Annotated in this window: 25 protein-coding genes; 3 read left to right on the forward strand and 22 right to left on the reverse strand. The window is 69.3% G+C overall.

The annotated features are described in order from the left end of the window. Positions 1 to 4: 4 nt before the first annotated feature. Both ACIBU0_RS37665 and pyrR read right to left on the reverse strand, forming a co-directional pair. Complete coding sequence (locus tag ACIBU0_RS37665; RefSeq protein ID WP_398827749.1) at positions 5 to 1009, reverse strand: aspartate carbamoyltransferase catalytic subunit; 1005 nt, start codon at positions 1007 to 1009, stop codon at positions 5 to 7. A gap of 105 nt (positions 1010 to 1114) precedes the next feature. After that, positions 1115 to 1684 (reverse strand): bifunctional pyr operon transcriptional regulator/uracil phosphoribosyltransferase PyrR, encoded by a 570-nt coding sequence (gene pyrR / locus ACIBU0_RS37670; protein ID WP_398827751.1) that lies wholly within the window; start codon positions 1682 to 1684, stop codon positions 1115 to 1117. A 252-nt stretch (positions 1685 to 1936) separates the two neighbouring features. On the opposite strand from pyrR, the gene bldD reads away from it, so the two are divergent. Then, positions 1937 to 2440 (forward strand): transcriptional regulator BldD, encoded by a 504-nt coding sequence (gene bldD / locus ACIBU0_RS37675; RefSeq protein WP_004002691.1) that lies wholly within the window; start codon positions 1937 to 1939, stop codon positions 2438 to 2440. 174 nt (positions 2441 to 2614) lie between these two features. Here the strand turns inward: bldD and nusB are convergent, their stop codons facing one another. The 19 genes from nusB to ACIBU0_RS37770 form a co-directional block, all read right to left on the reverse strand. Then, positions 2615 to 3049 carry a transcription antitermination factor NusB gene (gene nusB / locus ACIBU0_RS37680; protein ID WP_398827753.1) on the reverse strand — a complete coding sequence of 145 codons (435 nt, stop codon included), beginning with the start codon at positions 3047 to 3049 and terminating at the stop codon, positions 2615 to 2617. Between the two features lie 2 nt (positions 3050 to 3051). Beyond that, positions 3052 to 3618, reverse strand: a complete 567-nt coding sequence (gene efp, locus ACIBU0_RS37685) for an elongation factor P (RefSeq protein WP_015661807.1) — start codon at positions 3616 to 3618, stop codon at positions 3052 to 3054. A gap of 47 nt (positions 3619 to 3665) precedes the next feature. Next, the gene (locus ACIBU0_RS37690) at positions 3666 to 4772 is read right to left on the reverse strand and encodes an aminopeptidase P family protein (protein ID WP_398827755.1); all 1107 of its coding nucleotides are present in this window, start codon (positions 4770 to 4772) and stop codon (positions 3666 to 3668) included. A gap of 192 nt (positions 4773 to 4964) precedes the next feature. After that, positions 4965 to 5903: an AAA family ATPase gene (locus ACIBU0_RS37695; protein ID WP_398827757.1), complete on the reverse strand. Its 939-nt coding sequence runs from the start codon at positions 5901 to 5903 to the stop codon at positions 4965 to 4967. A 168-nt stretch (positions 5904 to 6071) separates the two neighbouring features. Further along, a complete protein-coding gene (gene aroB, locus ACIBU0_RS37700) occupies positions 6072 to 7163 on the reverse strand; it encodes a 3-dehydroquinate synthase (RefSeq protein WP_398827759.1) in 1092 nt (363 codons plus the stop codon). Continuing rightward, positions 7160 to 7678, reverse strand: a complete 519-nt coding sequence (locus ACIBU0_RS37705; RefSeq protein ID WP_398827761.1) for a shikimate kinase — start codon at positions 7676 to 7678, stop codon at positions 7160 to 7162. Before ACIBU0_RS37705 ends, aroB begins: the two co-directional genes overlap by 4 nt. Then, entirely contained in the window at positions 7675 to 8859 is a 1185-nt protein-coding gene (gene aroC, locus ACIBU0_RS37710; RefSeq protein WP_398827763.1) for a chorismate synthase, read from the reverse strand. The genes ACIBU0_RS37705 and aroC overlap by 4 nt, the downstream gene beginning before the upstream one ends. A gap of 183 nt (positions 8860 to 9042) precedes the next feature. Continuing rightward, complete coding sequence (locus ACIBU0_RS37715) at positions 9043 to 9384, reverse strand: hypothetical protein (RefSeq protein ID WP_398827765.1); 342 nt, start codon at positions 9382 to 9384, stop codon at positions 9043 to 9045. Positions 9385 to 9455: 71 nt separating this feature from the next. Further along, complete coding sequence (locus ACIBU0_RS37720; protein ID WP_398827767.1) at positions 9456 to 10295, reverse strand: shikimate dehydrogenase; 840 nt, start codon at positions 10293 to 10295, stop codon at positions 9456 to 9458. Beyond that, on the reverse strand, positions 10276 to 12000 hold the full coding sequence (mltG, locus tag ACIBU0_RS37725) for an endolytic transglycosylase MltG (RefSeq protein ID WP_398827769.1): 1725 nt from the start codon (positions 11998 to 12000) through the stop codon (positions 10276 to 10278). Before mltG ends, ACIBU0_RS37720 begins: the two co-directional genes overlap by 20 nt. A 124-nt stretch (positions 12001 to 12124) precedes the next feature. Beyond that, on the reverse strand, positions 12125 to 12589 hold the full coding sequence (ruvX, locus tag ACIBU0_RS37730) for a Holliday junction resolvase RuvX (RefSeq protein WP_126399301.1): 465 nt from the start codon (positions 12587 to 12589) through the stop codon (positions 12125 to 12127). A 35-nt stretch (positions 12590 to 12624) separates the two neighbouring features. Beyond that, positions 12625 to 15297, reverse strand: coding sequence for an alanine--tRNA ligase (alaS, locus tag ACIBU0_RS37735; RefSeq protein ID WP_398827771.1), 2673 nt, complete (start codon positions 15295 to 15297; stop codon positions 12625 to 12627). Continuing rightward, positions 15297 to 15644 (reverse strand): hypothetical protein, encoded by a 348-nt coding sequence (locus ACIBU0_RS37740; protein WP_398827773.1) that lies wholly within the window; start codon positions 15642 to 15644, stop codon positions 15297 to 15299. Before ACIBU0_RS37740 ends, alaS begins: the two co-directional genes overlap by 1 nt. Positions 15645 to 15660: 16 nt before the next feature. Then, entirely contained in the window at positions 15661 to 16098 is a 438-nt protein-coding gene (locus tag ACIBU0_RS37745) for a DUF948 domain-containing protein (protein WP_398827775.1), read from the reverse strand. Between the two features lie 199 nt (positions 16099 to 16297). Further along, the gene (rpsD, locus tag ACIBU0_RS37750; RefSeq protein ID WP_062674288.1) at positions 16298 to 16912 is read right to left on the reverse strand and encodes a 30S ribosomal protein S4; all 615 of its coding nucleotides are present in this window, start codon (positions 16910 to 16912) and stop codon (positions 16298 to 16300) included. 302 nt (positions 16913 to 17214) lie between these two features. After that, a complete protein-coding gene (locus ACIBU0_RS37755) occupies positions 17215 to 18570 on the reverse strand; it encodes a replication-associated recombination protein A (protein ID WP_398827778.1) in 1356 nt (451 codons plus the stop codon). Between the two features lie 48 nt (positions 18571 to 18618). Then, the gene (locus ACIBU0_RS37760) at positions 18619 to 19275 is read right to left on the reverse strand and encodes a vitamin K epoxide reductase family protein (RefSeq protein ID WP_398827779.1); all 657 of its coding nucleotides are present in this window, start codon (positions 19273 to 19275) and stop codon (positions 18619 to 18621) included. Positions 19276 to 19463: 188 nt separating this feature from the next. Next, positions 19464 to 20726, reverse strand: a complete 1263-nt coding sequence (gene hisS / locus ACIBU0_RS37765) for a histidine--tRNA ligase (protein ID WP_398827781.1) — start codon at positions 20724 to 20726, stop codon at positions 19464 to 19466. 11 nt (positions 20727 to 20737) lie between these two features. Then, a complete protein-coding gene (locus ACIBU0_RS37770) occupies positions 20738 to 21445 on the reverse strand; it encodes an MBL fold metallo-hydrolase (protein WP_398827783.1) in 708 nt (235 codons plus the stop codon). Positions 21446 to 21625: 180 nt separating this feature from the next. Between ACIBU0_RS37770 and ACIBU0_RS37775 the strand changes: the two genes are divergently transcribed. Both ACIBU0_RS37775 and ACIBU0_RS37780 read left to right on the forward strand, forming a co-directional pair. Then, a complete protein-coding gene (locus ACIBU0_RS37775; protein WP_398827785.1) occupies positions 21626 to 22453 on the forward strand; it encodes a peptidylprolyl isomerase in 828 nt (275 codons plus the stop codon). Between the two features lie 135 nt (positions 22454 to 22588). Next, positions 22589 to 23818 (forward strand): DUF349 domain-containing protein, encoded by a 1230-nt coding sequence (locus tag ACIBU0_RS37780; protein WP_398827787.1) that lies wholly within the window; start codon positions 22589 to 22591, stop codon positions 23816 to 23818. Between the two features lie 91 nt (positions 23819 to 23909). Here the strand turns inward: ACIBU0_RS37780 and relA are convergent, their stop codons facing one another. Next, positions 23910 to 26444: a GTP pyrophosphokinase gene (relA, locus tag ACIBU0_RS37785; RefSeq protein ID WP_398827789.1), complete on the reverse strand. Its 2535-nt coding sequence runs from the start codon at positions 26442 to 26444 to the stop codon at positions 23910 to 23912. Positions 26445 to 26549: the final 105 nt, after the last annotated feature.

Raw genomic sequence — 26549 nt, forward strand, 5'->3', positions numbered from 1 at the left:
AGTCTTACTTCTCCTCGGAGCCGGTGGGGCGGGTGTGGGTGACGGCGGGCACGTTCCTCGAATCGAACACAGCCCCACCGAGCAGCAGGTACAGAACGGCCATCCGGATGGACACTCCGTTTGCGACCTGCTCGACAACGGTGCAGCGGTCCGAGTCCGCGACCTCGGCGGTGATCTCCATGCCGCGGACCATCGGACCGGGGTGCATCACGATCGCGTGCTCCGGCATCCGCGCCATGCGGTCGCCGTCGAGGCCGTAGCGCCGCGAGTACTCGCGCTCGGTGGGGAAGAAGGCGGCGTTCATGCGCTCGCGCTGGACGCGCAGCATCATCACCGCGTCGGACTTGGACAGCGTCGAGTCGAGGTCGTACGACACCTCGCAGGGCCAGGTCTCGACGCCGACCGGCACCAGGGTGGGCGGCGCGACGAGGGTGACCTCGGCGCCGAGGGTGTGCAGCAGGTCGACGTTGGACCGGGCGACGCGGCTGTGCAGGACGTCGCCGACGATCGTGATGCGCCTGCCGGACAGGTCCTGCCCTATCCCGGCGTCCCGGCCGACGAGGCGGCGGCGCATGGTGAAGGCGTCCAGCAGGGCCTGGGTGGGGTGCTGATGGGTGCCGTCACCGGCGTTGATGACGGCGGCGTCGATCCAGCCGGAGTTGGCGAGCCGGTACGGGGCTCCGGAGGCGCCGTGCCGGATGACCACGGCGTCCACGCCCATGGCCTCCAGGGTCTGGGCGGTGTCCTTCAGGGACTCGCCCTTGGACACGCTCGACCCCTTGGCGGAGAAGTTGATCACATCCGCGGACAGCCGCTTCTCGGCGGCCTCGAAGGAGATACGCGTGCGCGTGGAGTCCTCGAAGAAGAGGTTGACGACGGTGCGGCCGCGCAGGGTCGGCAGCTTCTTGATCGGCCGGTCGGCGACCCGGGCCATCTCCTCGGCGGTGTCGAGGATCAGGACGGCGTCGTCGCGGGTGAGGTCGGCGGCCGAGATGAGATGACGCTGCATCTGTCAGGCTCCGTAAGGCAGTTCAGGTTTGGGAGATTTCGGGCGGCACGCGCGCGTGGAGGCGCACCGAGCGGGCGTACGGCAGCGCCGTACGCCTTCTGCGTGCTACTGAGGCTGCTTCGCGCCGAGCAGCACGGTGTCGCGACCGTCCTCCTCGGCGAGCTGGACCTTGACCGTCTCCCGCAGCGACGTGGGGAGGTTCTTGCCGACGTAGTCGGCGCGGATGGGCAGTTCGCGGTGGCCGCGGTCGACGAGGACCGCGAGCTGGACCGCGCGCGGACGCCCGATGTCGTTCAGGGCGTCGAGGGCGGCACGGATGGTGCGGCCGGAGAAGAGGACGTCGTCGACGAGGACGACGAGGCGGCCGTCGATGCCGTCACCGGGGATCTCGGTGCGGGCCAGCGCACGCGGCGGATGCATGCGCAGGTCGTCGCGGTACATGGTGATGTCGAGCGAACCGACCGGGATCTTGCGCTCGGTGATCTGCTCGAGCTTGGTGGCGAGCCGCTGGGCGAGGAAGACGCCGCGGGTAGGAATGCCGAGGAGCACCACGTCGTCGGCGCCCTTGGCGCGTTCGACGATCTCGTGGGCGATGCGGGTCAATACCCGCGCGATGTCAGGGCCTTCGAGAACGGGCCGGGCATCGGACGCTTGCGTGTCCTGTTGCCTGTCCATACGAAAGGGACCTCCTTCTCCGCCTCACGGGACGGACCTTAAAGGACGTCTGGTTTGCGCCATCCACCGTAGCAGGCCCGCGGCGCGGCACCGTTCACCCCCTTGGCCCAATCAGCCACCGTCGGCACGGAAGAGTCGGTGTGGACCATTCGGCTTGACGCGCCAGAGTAACGCTGCGTAACCTCACAGTGAGTTACCAACCGCGCGGCATGGAACCCACACCAGGCCGTCGACCCAGTGCCGGGGAGCTATATGTCCAGCGAATACGCCAAACAGCTCGGGGCCAAGCTCCGGGCCATCCGCACCCAGCAGGGCCTTTCCCTTCACGGTGTCGAGGAGAAGTCCCAGGGACGCTGGAAGGCCGTCGTGGTCGGTTCGTACGAGCGCGGCGACCGTGCCGTGACCGTGCAGCGCCTCGCCGAGCTGGCGGATTTCTACGGCGTTCCGGTGCAGGAGCTGCTGCCGGGCACCACGCCGGGCGGGGCCGCCGAGCCGCCGCCGAAGCTGGTCCTGGACCTGGAGCGACTTGCCCACGTGCCGGCCGAGAAGGCGGGTCCGCTGCAGCGGTACGCGGCGACGATCCAGTCGCAGCGCGGTGACTACAACGGCAAGGTGCTCTCGATCCGCCAGGACGACCTGCGCACACTCGCCGTCATCTATGACCAGTCGCCGTCGGTCCTCACCGAGCAGCTGATCAGCTGGGGTGTGCTGGACGCGGACGCGCGTCGCGCGGTCTCCCACGCCGAGGAGAGCTGAGCACTCCCCACGGGTTCGACCCAGTCAGCAGAAACGTGCCGCCGGGGTGGCTGGAACCATGCGGTTCCGGCCACCCCGGCGGCGTTCTGCGGGCCTTGAGAGGCGCCCGTCGCAGAGAGACGCCGGAGGGCCCGCAGCGGGACGCTGCGGGCCCTCCGGCGTCTTCGAAAACCCTTACGCTTCCTCTCGGCGCAGCGAGGGCTTCAGGTCCTTGAGCCGGCCGAGGAGACCGTTCACGAACGAGGGCGACTCGTCCGTGGAGAACTCCTTCGCCAGCTGCACCATCTCGTCGAGCACGACCGCGTCCGGGGTCTCGTCGACCCAGATCAGTTCGTACGCACCGAGGCGCAGGATGTTGCGGTCCACGACCGGCATCCGGTCGAGCGTCCAGCCGACCGAGTACTGCGCGATCAGCTCGTCGATCCGCTTCGCGCGCTCGGCGTAGCCCTCGACCAGCTGCATCGTGTACTCGCTCACCGGCGGCTGCCGGGTGTCGTCCCGGGAGAGCCGGATCCAGTCCGCGAGGACCGTCAGGACGTCGGCGCCGCGCTGGTCACCCTCGAAGAGGATCTGGAAGGCGCGCTTGCGGGCCGTGTTGCGGGCAGCCACGGTTAGCTGTTCACCCGGCCGAGGTAGTCGCTGGTGCGGGTGTCGACCTTGATCTTCTCACCGGTGGTGATGAAGAGCGGGACCTGGATCTGGTGACCGGTCTCCAGGGTGGCGGGCTTGGTGCCGCCGGTGGAGCGGTCGCCCTGGACGCCCGGCTCGGTCTCCTGGATGACGAGCTCGACGGCGGCTGGCAGCTCGACGAAGAGCACCTCGCCCTCGTGCTGCGCGACGGTGGCGGTGAAGCCCTCGATCAGGAAGTTGGCGGCGTCGCCGACGGCCTTGCGGTCGACCATCAGCTGGTCGTAGGTCTCCATGTCCATGAAGACGAAGTACTCGCCGTCCATGTAGGAGAACTGCATGTCGCGCTTGTCGACGGTGGCCGTCTCGACCTTCACGCCGGCGTTGAAGGTCTTGTCGACGACCTTCCCGGACAGCACGTTCTTGAGCTTGGTGCGCACGAAGGCCGGGCCCTTGCCGGGCTTGACGTGCTGGAACTCGACGACGGACCAGAGCTGGCCGCCTTCGAGCTTGAGCACCATGCCGTTCTTGAGGTCGTTCGTGGAAGCCACGGTTGCGGAATCTCCTGGACTGACGTGGACGACCCCGGGGCACGCACCTACAGCGCGAGCAGCTCCTTGGTCGTGATGGTGAGTAGCTCGGGTCCGCCGTCCGCCTCGGGGCGGACGACGAGCGTGTCATCGATCCGGACACCGCCCCGGCCCGGGAGGTGGACCCCCGGTTCGACGGTGACCGGCACGCAAGCGTCCAGTTTACCCATGGCCGCGGGAGCCAATTGCGGGTCCTCGTCGATTTCGAGTCCGACACCATGACCGGTGAGGGGTGGCAGGCCCTCGTGGTATCCGGCGGAATCCAGCACCTGACGTGCGGCGCGGTCCACGTCGCGGTAGGCGGCGCCGGGTGCCAGGGACTCCCGCCCGGCACGCTGAGCGGCGAAGACGAGGTCGTACAACTCGATCTGCCAGTCGGCGGGGGACGTACCGATGACGAAGGTCCGGCCGATCTCGCACCGGTAGCCGCGGTACGTCGCTCCCAGGCACACGGAGAGGAAGTCCCCCTCCTCGACCCGGCGGTCCGTGGGCCGGTGGGCGCGCCGGCCGGCGTTCGGGCCGGTGGCGACGGAGGTGGCAAAGGCCGGGCCGTCGGCGCCGTGATCGACCAGGCGCCGTTCGAGTTCGAGGGCGAGATGGCGCTCGGTGCGGCCGACGAGGATGGATTCGAGGAGCTCCCCGAGCGCCTGATCGGCGATCTCGGCCCCGATCCTGAGGCAGGAGATCTCCTCCTCGTCCTTGACCACTCTGAGCTGCTCCACGGCTCCGCCGAGGTCGGTGAGGCGCAGCCGCGGGACGACCGAGCGGATGGCTCGGTGGCGGGCCACGGTGAGGTGGTGCTCCTCCACGGCCAGGCAGTCCCCGCCCTGCGCCGCCGCGAGGTCGGCGGCGGCGACGGCGGGGTCGCCTCCGGCGCCGGGGAGGGTGTGGATGCGCAGCGCCTCGTCCGGGCGGCCTGTGGTGGGGCGGTCGTCCGGCGGGCCGCTGCACACGAGCAGGTCTTCGGTCTTGCCGAGAAGCAGCACGGAGCCCTGCGGGGCGCTGCCCGCGAGGTAGCGGACGTTGGCAGGGCGTGAGACCAGCGCGGATGCGCTGCCGCTGGCTTGGCAGCGTTCACGTAGGCGGGTTCTGCGGGCGGCGTACACCTCTGACATGACACGAGCGTAGGAGCTTCGCCGGGTTGGCGCCGGTTGGGGGCGTCTGAGTGGGCGGTGTCCGGATTGTACGGGTTGGTGCGAGTGCGGTTCGGGAGACGGGGTGCCGCCTGAGGTTGTGTGCCGTCTGCGGGTGCGTGGGGGTTGGTCGCGCAGTTCCCCGCGCCCCTTAGGTGCGTCCACTCACCTTGGCTACCACTTCGGTGGGCTCGCTATGGAGCGTGCCAATACGTCGTCCAGGACCTGGGCCGTCTGCGGGACGTCCAGCTGGGAGTTGTCGATGATCGGGAGGCCCGAGCCGTACCAGCCCGCCATGCGGCCGTGGATGCGGGCGACCTCCTCGTCGGTGAGGCGGCGGTTGCCGGTGCGTTCGGCGTTGCGCTCCAGGACTATCTCCAGGCCCGGGAGCAGGACCACCGGGAGCAGACCGGGGCCCACGTGGCGCTTCCAGCCGCCGAGGCCGACCACCGGCCGGTCGGGGAAGACCGCGTCGTCGAGGATGCACGAGATGCCGTTGGCCAGGAAGTTGCGGGCGGCGAAGCCGCAGGTGCGGCGGGCGAGGCGGTACTGGGCCTCGGAGTTGTCGTTCCAGCCGGACTGGGGGTCGGCGAAACCGGAGCGGACCCATTCACGGACGTCGTCGAGACTGATGTGGGCCGTGGGGACGCGACGGTGGTCCGCCCAGTACTTGGCGACGCTCGTCTTGCCGGCGCCCGCCGGCCCGATGAGCAGCACCGCGAGGGTCGTGCTCGTCGGATCGGGCGCCGCCGTGGCGGGCGGGGTACTCGGCATGGCGACGGGGCCGCCGGGGGGCAGCTGTACGTGGCCCGTGGTCTCGGGCGCGGGCGGGGCCGGGACGTGGTGCGGCGTGTGCGGGACCGGGCCGGGGGGTGTGAAGCCCGGCGCCGGGGGCGGATGGGGCACCGGGGTGGATCCCTGGTGCGGGGCAGGGCCCTGATGTGGGGCCGGGCTCTGGTGTGGGGCCGGGCTCTGGTGTGGGGCCGGGCCCGGATGCGGTGCGGGTCCCTGGGGCGCGCCCGGGTGGTGCGGACCCGGGTGGTGTGCGGCCGGTGACCAACCGTGCCCCGACTGGTGGGGCGGCGGCAGCGGAGAACCCACTGCGTGCTGCATCCGGTGCCACTCCGTCTCGTCTTCCATGGCCATTGGCGCTGGCAGCGGGCACGAACCCGCCTCGCTACCGAACGGTACCGCCACCGGCCGCCGTTTGGTGAACGGCCGGTGGCGGTCTGAAGTGCCCATCGCCACAGGCGAATCGGACGGAAAGGTGGTTCGCCGGACTTACTGGCCGACTTCGCCGTAGGCGGCGAGGAGCACGGCCGGGTCCGGCCCCTCCAATACGGTCGGCTTGGCCAGACCGTCCAGGACGATGAAGCGCAGCAGGTCGCCGCGGGACTTCTTGTCGACCTTCATGGTCTCCAGCAGCTTGGGCCACTGGTCGTAGCGGTAGTGCAGCGGCAGGCCGACCGATTCGAGGATCGTGCGATGGCGGTCGGCCGTCGCGTCGTCCAGCCGCCCGGCGAGGCGGCCCAGTTCGGCGGCGAAGTGCATGCCGACCGAGACCGCGGCACCGTGCCGCCACTGGTAGCGCTCGTTCTTCTCGATGGCGTGGCCGAGCGTGTGGCCGTAGTTGAGGATCTCCCGCAGCCCCGACTCCTTCAGGTCCGACGAGACGACCTCGGCCTTGACCCGGATGGACCGCTCGATCAGCTCGGCGGTGTGCGGGCCGGCCGGGGTCCGCGCGGCCTGCGGGTCGGCCTCGATCAGCTCCAGGATCGCCGGGTCCGCGATGAAGCCGGCCTTGATGATCTCCGCGAGGCCGGACACGTAGTCGTTGACCGGCAGCGACTCCAGCGCGGCCAGGTCGCACAGCACGCCGGCCGGCGGGTGGAAGGCGCCGACGAGGTTCTTGCCCTCGGCGGTGTTGATGCCGGTCTTGCCGCCCACCGCGGCGTCCACCATGGCCAGCACGGTGGTCGGGATCGCGATCCAGCGCACTCCGCGCAGCCAGCTCGCGGCCACGAACCCGGCCAGGTCCGTGGTCGCCCCGCCGCCGACGCCGACGATGACGTCGCTGCGGGTGAACCCGGACTGGCCCAGCGCCTTCCAGCAGTAGGCGGCCACCTCGGCGGTCTTGGCCTCCTCGGCGTTCGGCACCTGGATGGCGACCGCCTCGTAGCCCTGCCCGGCCAGGTCGGCACGGAGCGCCTCGCCGGTCTCGGCCAGCGCCTCGGGGTGGATCACGGCGACGCGCTTGGCCTTCCCGCCGATCAACCCGCCCAGTTCGCCGAGGAGCTGACGGCCCACCAGGACCTCGTACGGGTCGGTTCCCGCGGTGCCGCCGACCTGGATCCGGGTCACTGCCTCAGTCATGCGTCCTTCAACTCCAGTGCGTCCAGGGCGGCTTGAGTCACTTCTTCGGGGGTACGGCCGTCGGTGGCCACCACCGCCGTGGCGACCTCCTCGTACAGGTGCCGACGGGCCTCCATCAGCTCGCGCCACTGCTTGCGCGGGTTGACCGCGAGCAGCGGGCGGGCCGCGTTCAGGCCGGTGCGCTTGACCGCCTCCTCGACGTCCATCGAGAGATAGACGACCCGCTCTCCGGCGAGCAACGCGCGCGTGTCCGCGTCCAGGATCGACCCACCGCCCAGCGCCAGGACGCCGTCGTGCTCGGCGAGCGCCCGGTGGACGGCCTGCTTCTCGATCGCCCGGAAGGCGCTCTCGCCCTCGTCGACGAAGATCTCCGCGATGGTGCGGCCCTGCTCGGCGACGATGTCGTCGTCGGTGTCGCGGTAGCCGACGCCGAGCCGCTCGGCCAGCAGCTGCCCGACGGTGGACTTGCCCACCCCCATCGGCCCGACGAGCACGACCACAGGCGCTGCGCTCATCGGATGGCCAGGTTGTCGAGGTACGAGGTCACGTTGCGGCGGGTCTCGGCGACGCTGTCGCCGCCGAACTTCTCCGCCACCGCGTCCGCGAGGACGAGCGCCACCATGGCCTCGGCGACGATGCCGGCCGCCGGCACCGCGGACACGTCCGAGCGCTGGTGGTGGGCCTGCGTCGCCTCACCCGTGGTCACGTCCACGGTCTGCAGGGCGCGCGGCACGGTCGCGATCGGCTTCATGGCCGCCCGGACCCGCAGCAGCTCACCGGTGGACAGGCCGCCCTCGGTACCGCCCGAACGGCCCGAGGTACGCCGGATGCCCTCGTCGGTCTTCACGATCTCGTCGTGCGCCTTCGAACCGGGCACGCGGGCCAGCTCGAAGCCGTCACCGATCTCGACGCCCTTGATCGCCTGGATGCCCATCAGCGCACCGGCGAGCCGGGCGTCCAGCTTGCGGTCCCAGTGCACGTGCGAGCCCAGGCCCACCGGCACGCCGTACGCCAGGATCTCGACCACGCCACCGAGGGTGTCGCCGTCCTTGTGGGCCTGGTCGATCTCCGCGACCATCGCCTTCGACGCGTCCGCGTCCAGGCAGCGCACCGGGTCCGCGTCCAGCTTCTCGACGTCGGCCGGCGTCGGGTACACGCCCTGCGGCGCCTTCGCGGAGGCGAGCTCCACGACATGGCTGACGATCTCGATACCGGTCGTCTCCTTCAGGTACGACCGGGCCACCGCGCCCAGCGCCACCCGGGCCGCCGTCTCCCGGGCGGAGGCGCGCTCCAGGATCGGCCGGGCCTCGTCGAAGCCGTACTTCTGCATACCTGCGAGGTCGGCGTGACCGGGGCGCGGCCGGGTCAGGGGCGCGTTGCGGGCCAGGCCCGCCAGGATCTCCGGGTCGACCGGGTCGGCCGCCATGACCTGCTCCCACTTGGGCCACTCGGTGTTCCCCACCATGATCGCCACCGGGGAACCCAGGGTCAGGCCGTGCCGCACGCCGCCGATGAACGTGACCTCGTCACGCTCGAACTTCATCCGCGCACCGCGTCCATAACCGAGGCGGCGCCGGGCCAGGTGGTCCGCCACCATCTCCGTGGTGATCGGCACGCCGGCGGGAAGGCCCTCCAGCGTCGCGACGAGTGCGGGGCCATGGGACTCCCCCGCGGTCAGCCAGCGCAACCTGCTCAACGGTGCTCCTCGATGCTCGCGCCCTGGTACTGCCCTGCGTACGCGCGTCCTCACGTACGTCGACGGCGCGACCAGGTGCGCGGCCCCGGCCCGCCACCTCCGATCCTCCCACGTCCGGCACCGCTCCCCGGCCGTCGGTCCACCAGACGGACGGCCGATGGACGGCGCCGGCCCGGGACGGGATCAGGCGGGGCCGTCGCCCTGCCGCTGTTGCGGCGCGTAGGAGCCGAGGAAGTCGGCACCGCTCGGCTGCTGTGCCGACTGCCGTGCCGGCTGCTGGGGAGCGTACGGCCCCAGGTAGTCGGCGCCCCTGCCCTGCCCGGTCGGCGCCGCCGCCTGAACGGCCGGACCCTGACGCCTCGCGCGCCTCTGGTCGACCTTGCGCTTCAGCTTGAAGACCCACGAGGCGACGACGAGGAGGATGACCAGGACGAGCACGGGGATCTGCACCCAGTCCGGCATGAACTGCAGGACGATCTCGAATATTTCGCCCTTGCCGGACGCCAGCGGCACACCAGTGGACACGCTCGTGCTCCCCCTCTGTTTTTCTCCGCCCCCTGCGGAACCTGTCTCCGCCCTGCGGAACTCAGGGGATCCTAGCGGGCCGCGAGAGCGCGCTCTCCCGCTTTCCGCATGGCATCCAGCGGCGCCGGGGCACGGCCGGTCATCTGCTCCACCTGCAGCACCGCCTGGTGCACCAGCAGGTCGAGGCCGCTGACGACGGCTCCGCCGAACATGGACCAGCGGGCCGCCAGAGCGGTCGGCCAAGGGTCGTAGAGCACGTCGAACAGGGTGGCGGGGCGCTCCGGTACGGCGGCGGCGAGGGCGTCGGTCGTACCGGCCGGGGTCGTCGCGATCACCAGCGGCGCGTACAAGGCCCGGTCCGCGTCGGCCCAGTCCGCCGTCCGCACCTCGACGTCCAGCCGCTCGCCCCACTGCCGCATCTCGGCGGCACGCGCCTCGCTGCGCACGTACGCCACCACCTCGCCGGTGCAGATGCGTGCCAGCGCGGCCAGCGCCGAGGACGCCGTGGCGCCCGCGCCGAGGATGGCCGCCGAGTCGACCTGCTCGATGCCGCGCTCACGCAGAGCGGCGATCATCCCGGGGATGTCGGTGTTGTCACCGACGCGGCGGCCGTCGTCCGTGAAGACGACGGTGTTGACCGCCTCGACCGAGGCCGCCGTCTCACTGATCTCGTCGAGCAGCGGAATGACGGCCCGCTTGAGCGGCATGGTCAGCGACAGCCCCGCCCACTCGGGCCCGAGTTCCTTGAGGAACCCGGGCAGAGCGGCCTCGTCGACCTCGAAACGGTCGTACGTCCAGCCCGTGAGCTTCAGTTCCGCGTAGGCGGCGCGGTGCAGCACCGGAGAGAGGGAGTGGGCGATGGGCTTGCCCAGGACGGCCGCCCGACGGGCGTCAGTTGCCCCTGCTCGCATTGAACTTGTCCTTGAGCCTGAGGAATTCATCGTGCGTCTTGGCGAATTCGGTCTTGTTCAAACCGTCGGTCGCCACGAAGTAGTACCAGCCCTGGTCGGTCGGGTTCAGTGTCCCCTTGATCGCGCCGTCCCCCGGGTTTCCGATCGGGCCGGGCGGCAGACCCTTGTGGTAGTACGTGTTGTACGGGTCCGGATTGCTCTTGATCTCCGACTCACTGATGTCGATATTGCTCTGACCCTGCAGGTAATTGAAGGTCGAGTCGAACTGCAGGGCGCCGTAGGTCTCGGGATTCGCGAGGTTGAGACGGTTGTAGACCACTTCCGCCATCTTGCGGTAGTCGTCATCCGTCTTGCCCTCGGCCTGGACGAGGCTTGCGACCGTGATGACCTGCAGCGGGCTGTCCAGCTTCAGGGCCTTGGCCTTGGCCTCCAGATCCAGTGCCTCGTACTTGTTCGCGGCCTGGGTCACCATTTCCTTGAGGATCGCCTCGGGCTTCATGCCCTTGGCGGCGGCATAGGTGCCCGGGTAGAGGAAGCCTTCCAGCGGGTCCTTGATCTTGCTGCTGTCGTTCGCCCAGCTCGGAAGTCCGAGGCTCTTGTATTTCTCCTCAGCGATCTTCTTGGTGGCGCCGGACGACAATTCGAGCTTTTTGTCGATCGCCGTGTAGACGGCCGTATTTCGGTCGCCCGGCTTGACCAGCACGCTGTTCTGGCTCTTGGGGTCGAGCATCATCTCCACGGCGCTCGCGGCGGACATCTGCTTCTTCAGCAGATAAGCGCCCGCCTGGATCTTGTCTCCGTTGGGGTTGTCCTGCTGAGCAGCCACAAAGGCGTCGACGCTCTTCACGACACCGGCGGCCTTCAGCCGCTGGCCGATCTCGTAACCAGGCGCACCCTTGGGGATCTCGACGGTCACCGTCTCACTCGTGCCGTCGCCCGTATAGTCCGCCGGTGCGCCGAAACGATCCTGGTAAAACTGGTATCCGAAATATCCGACTCCGCCCACGCCGCCGACGAATGCCAGCACGACCACCAGACAGGCGGTCCCGCTGCGGCGTTTCTTGGGCTTCCCGCCCCGACCCCGGCGGTCACCGCGCCCTCGGCCGCCCCCCGACTCGTCGTCGAAGTCGTCGTCGTCATCGTCGCCGCCACCGGCGAAGAATGCGTGTTCGCCCTGGTCGGGGCCGGGATCCCAGTCGGTCTGGGGCGGCTCGGGTTCGGTCTGCCGACGGCTCGGCGGCTCCGGCGGCGGGTAGGCGTCGGACGTGCCGTAGTAGTCGTGCTGCTCACCGCCGTACGCCGCGGCCTGCTGTCCGTACGGGTCCGCCGGGTCGGTGTACTGAACGTGCGCGTGCGTGCCGGTGCCCCAGCCGTTGTGGTCGTACGACTGCTGTCCCTGGCCCCCGTACTGCTGCTGGTCGTACTGCTGCTGGTACTGCTGTGCCTGACCCTGCTGCTGGTACTGCTGTCCCTGACCCTGCTGCCGGTACTGCTGCTGCGCCTGACCATATGCGGCCTGCTGGCCGTTGCCCCAGTCGCCGTAGTGCTGTGGCTGCTGCGGCTGCTCCGGATAGTGCTGCGGCTGGCCGCCGTAGGCAGGCTGTTGGCCCGCGTGGGCCTGCTGCCCTTCCCATCCGCCGTCCCCGAACAACGGGTCCTCGGGATGCCACGGTTCGGAGCCTGGGCCCCGGCCATACTCAGTCATCGATCCCCTAGAGCCGCGAGGCGGCGGTCACGCGGCTGCTGAAGATCCGGCTACCGTCCCGCCTCTCTTTGTGCCCCGGCTGTTCGAACACCGGTGCATCGCGCGGAACGTTACCGTATCGCGATCAGATAACCACTTCGACGCTCTCGCCGGGAGCTTTACCTGACACCCGCTCGGATTCGAGCGCCTGCTGCAAGATGATCACAGCCGCTGCCTGGTCGATCACCGATCGGCCCTTCTTCGACTTCACGCCCGAGGCGCGCAGTCCCTGACTGGCCGTCACGGTCGTCATCCGTTCGTCCACGAGTCTGACCGGTACGGGCGCGATCATGCGGGCCAGTTCCTGGGCGAAGCCCCTGACCTTGACCGCGGCCGGGCCCTCGCCCCCCTTGAGGGAGCGGGGCAGACCGACGACGACCTCGATCGGCTCGTACTCCTCGACGAGTTGCTTCAGGCGGCGATGAGCTGCCGGGATGTCCCGGCCCGGGACGGTCTCCACCGGGGTGGCGAGGATCCCGTCGGGGTCGCACGAGGCGACGCCGATACGGGCGTCGCCGACGTCGATCGCGAGGCGACGGCCGCGGCGCATGCCCCGGCCGTCGCCACTCGCGTGTGTGTCGTCGCTCACTTGGCCGTTTCCGTCACGAGCCGCTCGACGGCCTCGACGGCCTCGCCGATCGCGGTCGGGTTCTGGCCGCCGCCCTGGGCGACGTCCGGCTTGCCGCCACCGCCGCCGCCGAGGGTCTTGGCGGCCGTACGGACCAGGTCGCCGGCTTTGAGACCGCGCTCGCGGGCGGCCTCGTTGGTGGCGATGACCGTGAGGGGCTTGCCGTTGTTGACCGTGAAGAGGGCGACCACGGCGGCCCGGCCGCCCTGAATGCGGCCGCGCACGTCGAGGACCAGCTTGCGCAGGTCGTCGGGGGTCGTGCCGTCCGGGACCTGGCCGGTGACGACCGCGATGCCGCGGACGTCCTTGGCGGACTCGGCCAGACCGGCGGCGGCCTGCAGCACCTTCTCTGCGCGGAACTTCTCGATCTCCTTCTCGGCGTCCTTCAGCTTGCCGATCATCGCGGAGACCTTCTCGGGCAGCTCCTCCGAGCGCCCCTTGAGTAGCTCGGTCAGTTGGTTGACGACCGTGTGCTCGCGAGCGAGGAAGTTGTAGGCGTCGACGCCGACGAGGGCCTCGATACGGCGCACACCCGAGCCGATGGACGACTCACCGAGCAGCTTCACCAGGCCCAGCTGGGCGGTGTTGTGCACATGCGTGCCGCCACACAGCTCCTTGGAGAAGTCGCCGATGGTCACGACGCGCACGCGCTCGCCGTACTTCTCGCCGAACTCGGCGATGGCGCCCTGCTTCTTGGCCTCGTCGATGCCCATGACGTCGGCACGGACGTCGAGGTCACGGGCGAGCACCTCGTTGATCTTCTGCTCGACATCGGTCATCACGGCCGTCGGAACGGCGGACGGCGAGCCGAAGTCGAAGCGGAAGCGGCCGGGCTGGTTCTCGGAACCGGCCTGGGCGGCCGTCGGGCCGAGGGCGTCGCGCAGCGCCTGGTGGGTGAGGTGGGTGGCCGAGTGGGCGCGGGCGATGGCCTTGCGGCGGCGGTCGTCGATGGAGGCGTGCGCCTTGGCGCCGACGGTGACCTCGCCGACCTGGACGACGCCCTTGTGGACGTAGACGCCCGGGACGGGCTTCTGGCAGTCGCGGATCTCGATGACGGCACCGGAGTCGACCTTGATGCGGCCGGTGTCGCCGATCTGGCCGCCGCCCTCGGCGTAGAACGGGGTGCGGTCGAGGACGATCTCGACCTCGTCGCCCTCGGTGGCGGCCGGGGAGGAGGCGCCGTCGACAAGGATGCCGACGATGGTGGACTCGCCCTCGGTGTCGGTGTAACCGATGAAGTCGGTCTCGCCGACCTTGTCGGCGATCTCACGGTAGGCACCGGCACCGGCGTGACCGGTCTTCTTCGCCTGGGCGTCGGCCTTGGCGCGCTCCCGCTGCTCCTTCATCAGGCGGCGGAAGCCGTCCTCGTCCACGGACAGCCCCTGCTCGGCGGCCATCTCCAGGGTGAGGTCGATCGGGAAGCCCCAGGTGTCGTGGAGCAGGAACGCCTTGTCGCCGGGCAGCACGGTCGAGCCCGCGGCCTTGGTGTCGCTGACGGCGGTGTCGAGGATGTTGGTGCCGGCCTTCAGCGTCTTGAGGAAGGCGTTCTCCTCGGCGAGGGCGACCTTCTCGATGCGCTCGCGGTCGGTCACCAGCTCCGGGTACTGCCGGCCCATCATGCCGATGACGACGTCGATGAGGTCCTTGACGACCGGTCCGGTGGCGCCGAGCAGACGCATGTTGCGGATGGCGCGGCGCATGATGCGACGCAGGACGTAACCGCGGCCCTCGTTGCCGGGAGTGACGCCGTCACCGATGAGCATGGTGGCCGTGCGCATGTGGTCGGTGACCACGCGCAGGGAGACGTCCGACGCGTGGGCGTCGCCGTAGGCGACACCGGTCAGCTCGGTGGCCTTCTTGATGACGGCCATGGAGGTGTCGATCTCGTACATGTTCTGCACGCCCTGCAGAATCATGGCGAGTCGCTCCAGGCCGAGGCCCGTGTCGATGTTCTTGCTCGGGAGGTCGCCGAGGATCTCGAAGTTGTCCTTGCCGGTGCCCTCGCCGCGCTCGTACTGCATGAAGACGAGGTTCCAGATCTCCACGTACCGCTCGTCGTTGACGGCGGGGCCGCCCTCGACGCCGAACTCCGGGCCGCGGTCGTAGTTGATCTCGGAACAGGGGCCGCACGGGCCCGGGACGCCCATGGACCAGAAGTTGTCCTTCATGCCCAGGCGCTGGATGCGCTCCATCGGCACGCCGACGACCTCGTGCCAGATGCGCTCGGCCTCGTCGTCGTCCTTGTAGACGGTGATCCAGAGCTTCTCCGGCTCCAGGCCGTAACCGCCCTTGTCCTGGGGGCTGGTGAGCAGCTCCCAGGCGAGCTTGATGGCGCCTTCCTTGAAGTAGTCGCCGAAGGAGAAGTTGCCGCACATCTGGAAGAACGTGCCGTGCCGCGTGGTCTTGCCGACCTCTTCGATGTCGGGTGTGCGCACACACTTCTGCACGCTGGTGGCGCGCGGGTAGGGCGGCTTGACCTCACCAAGGAAGTAGGGCTTGAAGGGCACCATGCCGGCCGGGACGAGGAGCAGAGTCGGGTCGTCCGCGATGAGCGACGCCGAAGGGACGACGGTGTGCCCGCGCTCCTCGAAGAAGCTCAGCCAGCGGCGGCGAATCTCGGCCGACTCCATCAGTGGTCCTCATTCCGGTTGTGCGAGTACGTCGGGTTCTCGATGTACTTCGGCTTGCTTCGGTCGTTCTCGATGGCGGCGTACCGCCGGGGTGCGGGGAGTTCGGGGCTCTCCTTGATGCCGAGCGCGTCCTCCAACTCGGCCTCCCGCTGGGCCATGTTGTCGCGAACGTCGAGGGCGAAGCCCACCGCGCGATCCTTCATCAGCCGGCCCGTCTCCAGTGCCTTGTTCGCCGCGGTGGCGGCGAGGCTCTCCGGGGTGAGCTGCTTGAGCTTGCGGTTGACCTTGGTGGTGGCCCACACACCGGCGGCGACACCCGTGCTGAACCAGAACGTACGGCGGAACATCGCTCGGTCTCAGTCCTTACTTCCGCTTGCGTCGTGCGGCAGGGACCGTCCGGCCCACGATCACGGTACGCCGGGGCGAGTCGGCGGGCGCGTCCTCCTGTTTGCGGCCGCCGAGGGCCCGGCGCACGCCGTAGCCGAAGGCCGCGACCTTGACCAGGGGGCCGCCGAAGGTGGAGGCGACGGTGGTCGACAGCGCGGAGGCGTTCGACGTGACCTCCTGGACGTCGGAGGCGATGGCGTCGACCCGGTCGATCTGGGTCTGGGCGGAGCGCACCGCCGTGGAGGCCTCTGCCAGGAGCGGGACGGCCTGGTCGGTCACGTCGGCTACGAGCTTGGTGGTCGCCTTGAGCGTCTGGGCCAGCCTCACCAGGGCGACGGCGAGGAAGGAGACCAGGATCGCCCAGAAGACAGCCACCAGGATCCCGGCAACTTCTCCACCGGACACTGTGTGCACCCGCTCCCTAAGGGTCTGTACCTGTCATGGAACCTAGGTTCCGAACCTAGTATTGAACCTGGTTCCGAGGCTGAGCCTATCGCGCCGGACGCAGCGTTCCGTACCGCATTACGAGCATGCGAAAGCCCGCCGCCTCCCCCACCCGGAAGGGCGGGGAGACGACGGGCTGAGGCGCAGAAGTCCTACGACCGCTGAAGGATCAACGGGCGTAGTACTCGACGACGAGCTGCTCGTCGCAGATCACCGGGATCTCCTTGCGGTTCGGCTCACGGTCCAGGCGGAACGCCAGGGCCTTGAGGTTCACCTGGAGGTAGCGCGGGGTCTCACCCTCGGGGGCGAAGCCACCCTCGCGGGCGATCGAGAAGAGGGTCTTCTCGCGGCTGCGCTCGCGGACCATCACGACGTCGTCCGGCTTGACGCGGAAGGACGGCTTGTCGACCTTCTGGCCGTTGACCTCGATGTGGCCGTGAACGACCATCTGACGGGCCTGGTAGATGGTGCGGGCGATGCCCGAACGCAGGACCAGGGCGTCGAGACGGCGCTCGAGCTCGATGATCAGGGCCTCACCGGTCTTGCCCTGAACCTTGGAGGCACGCTCGTAGGCGCGGACGAGCTGACGCTCGGACACGTCGTACTGCGCACGCAGACGCTGCTTCTCCAGCAGACGGACCTTGTAGTCCGAGTTCTGCTTGCGGCCACGGCCGTGCTCACCCGGCGGGTAGGGACGGGCCTCGAAGTACTTGACGGCCTTCGGGGTCAGCGCGATGCCGAGGGCACGCGACTTCTTGACCTTGGGGCGGGACTGGTTCGCCACAATCTCTCATTTCTCAGTGTTCGGCTTGTCAGGGTTGAGGGAGGTCGCATCCGCAGCCGGGGAAACCCATCGGGTCCACCGGGGACCTTCCGGGCAGCCGCTCCCCTGGTCTGGGCACATACGTGCAGCACGCGAGTGGCCCACCGACCGTTCCCGTCGTGCGACGAGTGGTGGTGGGCTGCCCGCGACACCATTCGAACGGTGCGCGACGCTCCTGGAGCCGGTCCGAGGACCGGAGCTCCGGCTGACCGTCCCGTTCTGACTGCACGGGACACAGCACTTCGAGCGAGTCTACAGGCTGTTCAGGACCGCCTGCGACCGAGGTGCTTCCTGGTCCACTCCACGGCGTCCGCGTACCGCGCCTCGGCCCCGTGCCGGGTCGGGGTGTAGTACTCGCGGTCCTTGAGGGCGTCCGGGGCGTACTGCTGCTCGGCGATGCCCTCGGCCAGGTCGTGCGGATAGACGTACCCCTGCGCGTGCCCGAGCTTGGCGGCGCCCTTGTAGTGCCCGTCGCGCAGGTGGGGCGGGACGGGTCCCGCCAGTCCCTTGCGTACGTCGTCCAGGGCGGCGCCGATCGCGGTGGTCGCGGAGTTGGACTTGGGGGCGAGGGCGAGGGCGATGGTGGCGTGGCTGAGGGTGAGGGCGGCCTCGGGGAACCCGATCATGGCGACGGCCTGAGCTGCGGCGACGGCTATGGGCAGCGCGTTGGGATCGGCCAGGCCGATGTCCTCGCTGGCGGAGATCATCAGGCGGCGGGCGATGAAGCGGGGGTCCTCGCCGGCCTCGACCATCCGGGCCAGGTAGTGCAGCGCGGCGTCGACGTCGGAGCCGCGGATGGACTTGATGAGGGCGCTGGCGACGTCGTAGTGCTGGTCGCCGTCGCGGTCGTACTTCACGGCGGCCCGGTCGACCGTCTCCTCCAGCGTCCGGAGGGCGATCTGCGACTCGCCCTTGTCGAGCGCGGCCCCGGCGGCGGCCTCCAGGGCGGTCAGGGCCCGGCGGGCGTCTCCGCCGGCGATGCGCAGCAGGTGGGCCTCGGTGTCCTCGGGGAGCGTGACGGAGCCGCCCAGACCTCGCTCGTCGGTGAGGGCACGCTTGAGGAGGCCGCGCAGGTCGTCGTCGGTGAGGGGTTCCAGGGTGAGGAGGAGGGAGCGGGAGAGCAGGGGCGAGATGACCGAGAAGTACGGGTTCTCGGTGGTCGCCGCGATCAGGGTCACCCAGCGGTTCTCGACGGCCGGGAGGAGGGAGTCCTGCTGGGCCTTGCTGAAGCGGTGGATCTCGTCGAGGAAGAGGACGGTCTCCTTGCCGAAACCACCGGTGGCACGGCGGGCTCCGTCGATGACCGCGCGGACCTCCTTCACTCCGGCGGTGATGGCGGACAGCTCGACGAAGCGCTTGTTGGTGGCCTTGGAGACGACGTACGCCAGGGTCGTCTTGCCGGTGCCGGGCGGACCCCAGAGGATCACCGACGACGGCCCCGCCGGGCCCTTGGCCCCCTCGCCGACCAGGCGGCGCAGGGGCGAGCCCGGCTTCAGCAGGTGCTGCTGGCCCACGACCTCGTCCAGGGTGCGCGGGCGCATGCGCACCGCCAGGGGACTGCCGGCGGGGTCTTTCTCCTGACGCTCTTCTGCGGCGGCGGTGAACAGATCGGGCTCCACGTGGGAAACCCTAAATCACCGCACTGACATCGACGCCGGAACGGGTCGTCAGGCCCAGAGCTGGCTGCCCCAGCGGGTGAAGATCAGCATGACGATGACACCGCAATGCGTCACCGGGAGCACCCAGGTGAACTCGCCGAGGAAGTTCTTCAGCGGACGCGGGGCGGGCAGGAAACCGTTGCGGACGTTGAACGAGGTCAGGTACCAGAACATCGTGATCGTCGCGGCCCAGGCGAGCGAGCACCACAGGCACAGCGCGTTGATGTTGTAGAGCGACTGGTACATCAGCCACGTGCAGAAGGCGACACCGAAGAGCGTGCCGGCGTTGAAGGTCAGCCAGTACCAGCGCGGGAAGCGGGCGCGGGCGAGCAGGCTCATGCCGACGCAGATGACGATGCCGTAGCAGACGAGGCCCAGCATGGGGTTGGGGAACCCGAAGACGGACGCCTGCTTGCTCTGCATGACGCTGCCACAGGACACGATCGGGTTGAGGCTGCAGTCGGGTGTGAAGGTCTTCCCCGCGATCTCGGCCTCGAGGATCTTGAACTTGTCGATCGTGATGACCCACGCGGCAAGCAGCCCCGCCGCGCCGGTGATCACCAGCATCAGGGCGAACGCACGGCTGCCGCCCACCGATCGCGGCGCCGCCTCGGCACGCTCCGGCTCGGGCTCGGTGGAGACGTCTTTGACTGTCGTCTTGCTCATCACGCCGATTCCGTCACTTGAGAGTTGGACCTTCTCCGGGCACGGCACATTGTGCCGTACACGCACGCGTGCCCGCCGTTCACGGGACATAAGGAAATACGCGCGCGTACGGGAAGGCGTTCGGTTCAGGACACCCACGGAACAGCAAAGGAGGGGGACCCGGCCGGGTCCCCCTCCTTTCGGGAAAATCAGCCCAGACGGGCTTCCAGCTCCGCCACGATCTCGTTGACGCCGATGGCCGCCTGCTCGCCGGACTCCATGTCCTTGAGCTGGACGACGCCCTCGGCGAGGTCGCGTTCGCCGGCCACGATCGTGTAGCGGGCGCCGCTGCGGTTGGCGTTCTTCATGGCGCCCTTGAGGCCCTTGCCGCCGTAGGAGAAGTCGGCCGCGATGCCGACCTTGCGCAGCTCGGTGACCTTGGCGAACAGGATCCGGCGGGCCTCCTCGCCGAGCGGTACCGCGAAGACGCTGGTGGACGCCGGGAGTTCGAGCTCCACGCCCTCCGCCTCCAGGGCCAGGACGGTGCGGTCGACACCGAGGGCCCAGCCGACGGACGGCAGCGCGGGGCCGCCGATCATCTCGGACAGGCCGTCGTAGCGGCCGCCGCCGCCGACCGCGGACTGGGAGCCCAGACCGTCGTGGACGAACTCGAAGGTCGTACGCGTGTAGTAGTCCAGACCGCGCACCAGCTTCGGGTCGTCCTCGAAGACCACGCCCGCCGCCGTGATCAGCTCGCGGACCTCCTCGTGGTACGCCTTGCAGGCGTCGCAGAGGTAGTCGCGCAGCAGCGGGGCGTCGCCGAGCTGCTTCTGGACCGACTCGCGCTTGTCGTCGAGGACGCGCAGCGGATTGATCTCGGCGCGGCGGCGCGTGTCCTCGTCGATGTCCAGACCGCGCAGGAAGTCCTGCAGCGCGGCCCGGTAGACCGGGCGGCACTCCTTGTCGCCCAGGCTGTTGAGGAGGATGCGGAAGTTGCTCAGGCCCAGCGAGCGGTACGCCTGGTCGGCCAGGATGATCAACTCGGCGTCCAGCGCCGGGTCCTCCGCGCCGATCGCTTCGGCGCCGACCTGGGAGAAGTGCCGGTAACGGCCCTTCTGGGGACGCTCGTAGCGGTAGTAGGAGCCCGAGTACCAGAGCTTGACCGGGAGGTTGCCCGCCTTGTGCAGGTTGGCCTCCAGCGCCGCGCGCAGGACGGAGGCCGTGCCCTCGGGGCGCAGGGCGAGCCGGTCGCCGCCCTTGGTCTCGAAGGCGTACATCTCCTTGGTCACGATGTCGGTGGACTCGCCGACGCCGCGCGCGAACAGTTCGACGCTCTCGAAGCCGGGCGTCTCGATGTAGCCGTAGCCCGAGTTGCGCAGCGGTGCCGCGATCGCCTCACGGACGGCCAGGTACTTGGCGGAATCCGGCGGGATCAGGTCGTACGTGCCCTTGGGGGCCTTGAAGGTGCTCACGGAAAGTCTCGTCACATTCCTCGTCGGGGAGCCGGCTGAGCTCCCGAGCCGGCGGCCACCTGCCGCAGATACGGGTTGGTGGCGCGCTCCTGGCCGATGGTCGTCTGGGGGCCGTGGCCGGACAGCACCACGGTCGAGTCGTCGAGCGGCAGGCACACGCGGGCCAGCGAGTCGAGGATCTCGGCCATGTCACCGCCGGGCAGGTCGGTGCGTCCGATGGAGCCGGCGAACAGCAGGTCGCCCGAGAAGAGGATCGGCGGGATGTCCGCCGCCTCGGGCAGGCCGAAGGTCACCGACCCCTTGGTATGGCCCGGCGCGTGCGCGACGGAGAGCTCCAGACCCGCCAGCTCCAGCTTGGCGCCGTCGGTCAGCTCCTTGACGTCGTCCGGCTCCCCGATGGTCAGCTCGCCCATCAGCTGCATCCCGATGGACCGGCCGAGCGCCTTCTCCGGGTCGCTCATCATGTACCGGTCGTCGGGGTGGATCCAGGCCGGTACGTCGTGCGCCCCGCACACGGGGACGACCGAGGCCACGTGATCGAGGTGGCCGTGGGTGAGGACGACGGCGACGGGCTTGAGCCGATGCTTCTTCAGCGTCTCCTCGACTCCTGGGGCCGCCTCGTGGCCCGGGTCGATGATCACGCACTCCTCACCGGCGGCGGGGGCGACGAGATAACAGTTCGTCCCCCAGGCCCCGGCGGGGAACCCGGCAATGAGCACGTTCGTCCTTCGTTTGTGTCGACACAGGTGGGTTGTCGGCGGGCTCCGCCTGTCGTCAGAGCCTACCGGCGCTGCCGATTCCTCAGCGAACCCATATACGGTACGGGGCACACGCAGGCGATCGGCTCATTGGACGCACGCGTACCGGTCGACACACACGACGCATGAGGAGAGAACCCGGTGGTCAGCCAGGAACAGCGGCGGCGTCAGCTCGCCCGGGAGAAGTTCTTGCGGCAGCAGCAGCGGCGCACGGTCGCCCGGCGCAAGGCGCGCACGCGCAACGCGGCGATCGCGTCGGCCCTCGCGGTGGTCGTCATCGGCAGCCTCGCGCTGTACACGACCGGAGTCCTCAAGGGCGACGACGACAGCAAGGCGAACGCGAACGCCGAGGTCACGCCCAGCCCGACCAGCAAGGCCCCGGACCCGTGCGAGAAGCCCGCCGCGGGCAAGGTCAAGAAGGCCACCTGGAAGAACGAGCCGGAAATGACCATCGACAAGTCGGCGAAGTACACGATGAAGCTGGCGACGACATGCGGTGACATAGACATCGCGCTGAAGGCGTCGGCCGCGCCGCACACCGTCAACTCGTTCAACTTCCTCGCCGGGAAGGGCTACTTCGACCACTCCAAGTGCCACCGGCTGACCGACAGCAGCATCTACGTTCTGCAGTGCGGCGACCCGACGGGCACCGGCACGGGTGGTCCCGGGTACACGATTCCGGACGAGAACCTGAAGGACAAAAGCCTCAAGGACAACATCTACCCCGCGGGCACCGTCGCGATGGCCAACACCAACCAGCCGAACACCGGCGGAAGCCAGTTCTTCCTCGTCTACCAGGACAGTCAGCTTCCGCCGAGCTACACACCGTTCGGTACCGTTTCCGCATCCGGCATGAAGGTACTCAAGAAGATTGCGGACGCCGGGGCCCAGCCCGCCGACCCCACGACCCAGAACACCGCACCCAACGCGACGGTCGTGATCAACAAGGCGACGGTCACCGAATCCTGACCGCCAGCTGGGAAATTTCGGTCGCGCGGGATGCGGACAGGCAACCCGCCGGTCGCCTATGTTGGCCGTGACGAAACTGTGGACGATGCCCGGGGGAACACAAGCCCCTTGCAGGCATCATGTGGAGGAGGCGCTGTGAGCAGCGACCCGTGGGGCCGCGTCGACGAGACGGGGACCGTGTACGTGCGTACGGCCGACGGCGAGCAGGTCGTCGGTTCCTGGCAGGCCGGCTCCCCCGAGGAGGCGTTGGCCTACTTCGAGCGCAAGTACGAGGGCCTGGTTGTCGAGATCGGCCTCCTCGAGAAGCGAGTGAAGACCACCGACCTGTCGGCGAAGGACGCCCAGGCCGCGATCGACCACATCCGTGAGCAGGTCGACGCCCACCACGCGGTCGGTGACCTGGACGCCCTGCGGACCCGCCTGGACAAGCTGGTCGAGACCGTCGAGAAGCGCCGTGAGGAGCGCAAGGCGCAGCGGGCGAAGCAGTCGGACGAGGCGCGCCACGCCAAGGAGGCGCTGGTCGTCGAGGCCGAGGAGCTGGCGCAGTCCGACCAGTGGCGGGCCGCCGGTGAGCGGCTGCGGTCCCTGGTGGACACCTGGAAGGGTCTGCCGCGGCTCGACCGCAAGTCGGACGACGAGCTGTGGCACCGCTTCTCGCACGCCCGATCGGCGTTCTCCAAGCGTCGCAAGGCACACTTCGCGCAGCTGGACGCGCAGCGCGAGGAGGCCCGCAAGACCAAGGAGCGGCTGGTCGCCGAGGCCGAGTCGCTGTCCGGGTCGATGGACTGGGGTCCGACGGCGGCGCGCTACCGCGAGCTGATGTCGGAGTGGAAGGCCGCGGGCCGCGCCCAGCGTGAGCACGAGGACGACCTGTGGAACCGCTTCCGCGGCGCTCAGGACATCTTCTTCGCCGCCCGCAGCTCGGTCTTCGCCGAGCGCGACGCCGAACAGGCCGAGAACCTCAAGCTGAAGGAGGAGCTGGCCGAGGAGGCCGAGAAGCTGCTGCCGATCGGCGACCTGAAGTCCGCGCGGGCCGCCTTCCGCTCGATCAACGAGCGCTGGGAGGCCATCGGCCATGTGCCGCGGGACGCCCGGCCGAAGGTCGAGGGCCGGATGCACGCCGTGGAGCGGGCCCTCCAGGAGGCCGAGGAGGCCGAGTGGCGCCGGACCAACCCGGAGGCACGCGCGCGTGCCGAGGGTCTGACCGGTCAGCTCCAGGCCGCCGTGGACAAGCTGAAGGGCCAGATCGAGCAGGCGCGTGCCCAGGGCAACAACGCCAAGGCCGACAAGCTGGAGCGTGAGCTGGAGGGCCGCCAGGCGCTGCTGGACCAGGCGCTGAAGGGTCTGCAGGAGTTCGGCGGCTGACGGTCGGCGACACGCCAGTACGACGAGAGGGGCCCCGTACATCGCGTACGGGGCCCCTCTCGTCGTATGCCTTACGACCGGCTCGTATGCCTTACGACCGGCTGCGCGCCGACGTCACGCGGTACACGTCGTAGACGCCCTCGACGCCCCTGACCGCCTTCAGGACGTGCCCGAGGTGCTTCGGGTCGCCCATCTCGAAGGTGAAGCGGGAGGTGGCGACGCGGTCGCGGGACGTCTGGACGGCCGCGGAGAGGATGTTGACGTGCTGGTCGGACAGGACGCGGGTGACGTCCGACAGGAGCCGGGAGCGGTCCAGGGCCTCGACCTGGATGGCGACCAGGAAGACCGAGGACTGCGTGGGCGCCCACTCGACCTCGAGGATGCGCTCGGGCTCACGGGACAGTGACTCCACGTTCACGCAGTCGCTGCGGTGAACCGATACTCCGCTACCCCGCGTGACGAAGCCGATGATCGGGTCGCCGGGTACGGGCGTACAGCACCGGGCCAGCTTGACCCACACGTCCTCGACGCCCTTGACGATGACGCCGGGGTCGGCGCTGGAGCGGCGTTTACGGCTGCGACCGCGCGTCGGCGGGACCGACTCGTCGATCTCCTCGGTGGCGGCCTCCTCGCCGCCGAGCGCCTGGACGAGCTTCTGCACGACGTTCTGAGCGGAGACGTGGCCCTCGCCGATCGCCGCGTACAGCGCGGAGATGTCCGGGTAGCGCATCTCGTGCGCGAGCGTGACCAGCGAGTCGCCGGTCAGGATGCGCTGGATCGGCAGGTTCTGCTTGCGCATCGCGCGGACGATCGCGTCCTTGCCCTGCTCGATCGCCTCGTCCCGGCGCTCCTTGGAGAACCAGGCCCGGATCTTGTTACGGGCGCGCGGCGACTTCACGAAGCCGAGCCAGTCGCGGGAGGGGCCCGCGCCGGCCGCCTTGGAGGTGAAGACCTCGACCAAGTCGCCGTTGTCCAGGGTGGATTCGAGCGGGACCAGACGTCCGTTGACCCTCGCGCCTATGGTGCGATGGCCGACCTCGGTGTGGACGGCGTACGCGAAGTCGACCGGAGTGGCACCCGCCGGAAGCGCTATGACGTCGCCCTTGGGAGTGAAGACGAAGACCTCGTTGCGGGACAGATCGAAGCGCAGGGACTCCAGGAACTCGCCCGGGTCCTCGGTCTCCTTCTGCCAGTCGAGGAGCTGGCGCAGCCACGCCATGTCGTTGAGGTGGTCGTCCTTGCCCTTGCCCGCCTTGGGCACGTCGGAGCGCACCTTGGAGGCGCCGGCGACGGCCTCCTGCTTGTACTTCCAGTGCGCGGCGATGCCGTACTCGGCGCGGCGGTGCATGTCGAACGTGCGGATCTGCAGCTCGACGGGCTTGCCGTTGGGGCCGATGACCGTCGTGTGCAGCGACTGGTACATGTTGAACTTGGGCATCGCGATGTAGTCCTTGAACCGGCCGGGGACCGGATTCCATCGCGCGTGCACGGTGCCGAGGGCGGCGTAACAGTCGCGGACCGTGTCGACGAGGACACGAATGCCCACCAGGTCGTAGATCTCCGCGAAGTCGCGACCGCGGACGATCATCTTCTGGTAGACGCTGTAGTAGTGCTTCGGGCGTCCGGTGACGGTCGCCTTGATGCGGGCCGCGCGCAGGTCCTGCTGGACCTCGTCGGTCACTATGGCCAGGTACTCGTCACGCTTCGGTGCCCGCTCGGCCACCAGCCGTACGATCTCGTCGTACATCTTGGGGTAGAGGATCGCGAAGGCGAGGTCCTCCAGCTCCCACTTGATGGTGTTCATGCCGAGGCGATGGGCGAGCGGCGCGTAGATCTCGAGGGTCTCGCGCGCCTTCTTCTCCTGCTTCTCGCGCTTGAGGTAGCGCATGGTGCGCATGTTGTGCAGGCGGTCGGCGAGCTTGATGACCAGGACGCGGGGGTCCTTGGCCATGGCCACGACCATCTTGCGCACGGTCTCGGCCTGCGCGGCCTCGCCGAACTTGACCTTGTCCAGCTTGGTGACGCCGTCGACGAGCAGGGCGACGGAGTCGCCGAAGTCGCGGCGGAGCTGGTCGAGGCCGTACTCGGTGTCCTCGACGGTGTCGTGCAGCAGGCCCGCCATCAGCGTGGCCGGATCCATACCCAGCTCGGCGAGGATGGTCGTGACCGCCAGCGGGTGGGTGATGTACGGGTCGCCGCTCTTGCGCTTCTGGCCGCGGTGCCAGCGCTCGGCGACCTGGTAGGCGCGCTCGATCTGGCGGAGGGTCGACGTCTCGATCTTCGGGTCGTTGCTGCGGACTATGCGCAGCAGCGGTTCCAGCACCGGGTTGTACGGGTTCGAGCGCTGGACGCCGAGGCGGGCGAGGCGGGCGCGGACGCGGTTGGAGGAGCCGGTGCGGGCCGGCTGGCCGGTGTTCGGGCGTACGGGTGCGGTCGCGGAGCGCTCGGGTGGGGCCGGCTTGGGGCGGGCCTGCTCGGCCGGCTTGTCGACGGGCGCGGACTGGGCATGCTCGACCGTTCCGCGCGGGTCGTTCTTGGCGTGCGACGCGTTCGGCGCGGGCTTCGCCGCGGGCGCCGAGGCGGACTCGGGCTTGGCGGCGGTCAGGTGCTGGGCCTCGTCTGGCAAGAGGGCTCCTCGTGCGCGATCCGGGTCCCCCGGTCAGGCTCCGGAGACCCCATGGTAGCGATCCTGGGCCGCAGGATCGCCTTCAGGCCGATGTGAGGGCCGTCT

This window comes from Streptomyces sp. NPDC049627, assembly GCF_044465645.1.
GTDB lineage: Bacteria > Actinomycetota > Actinomycetes > Streptomycetales > Streptomycetaceae > Streptomyces.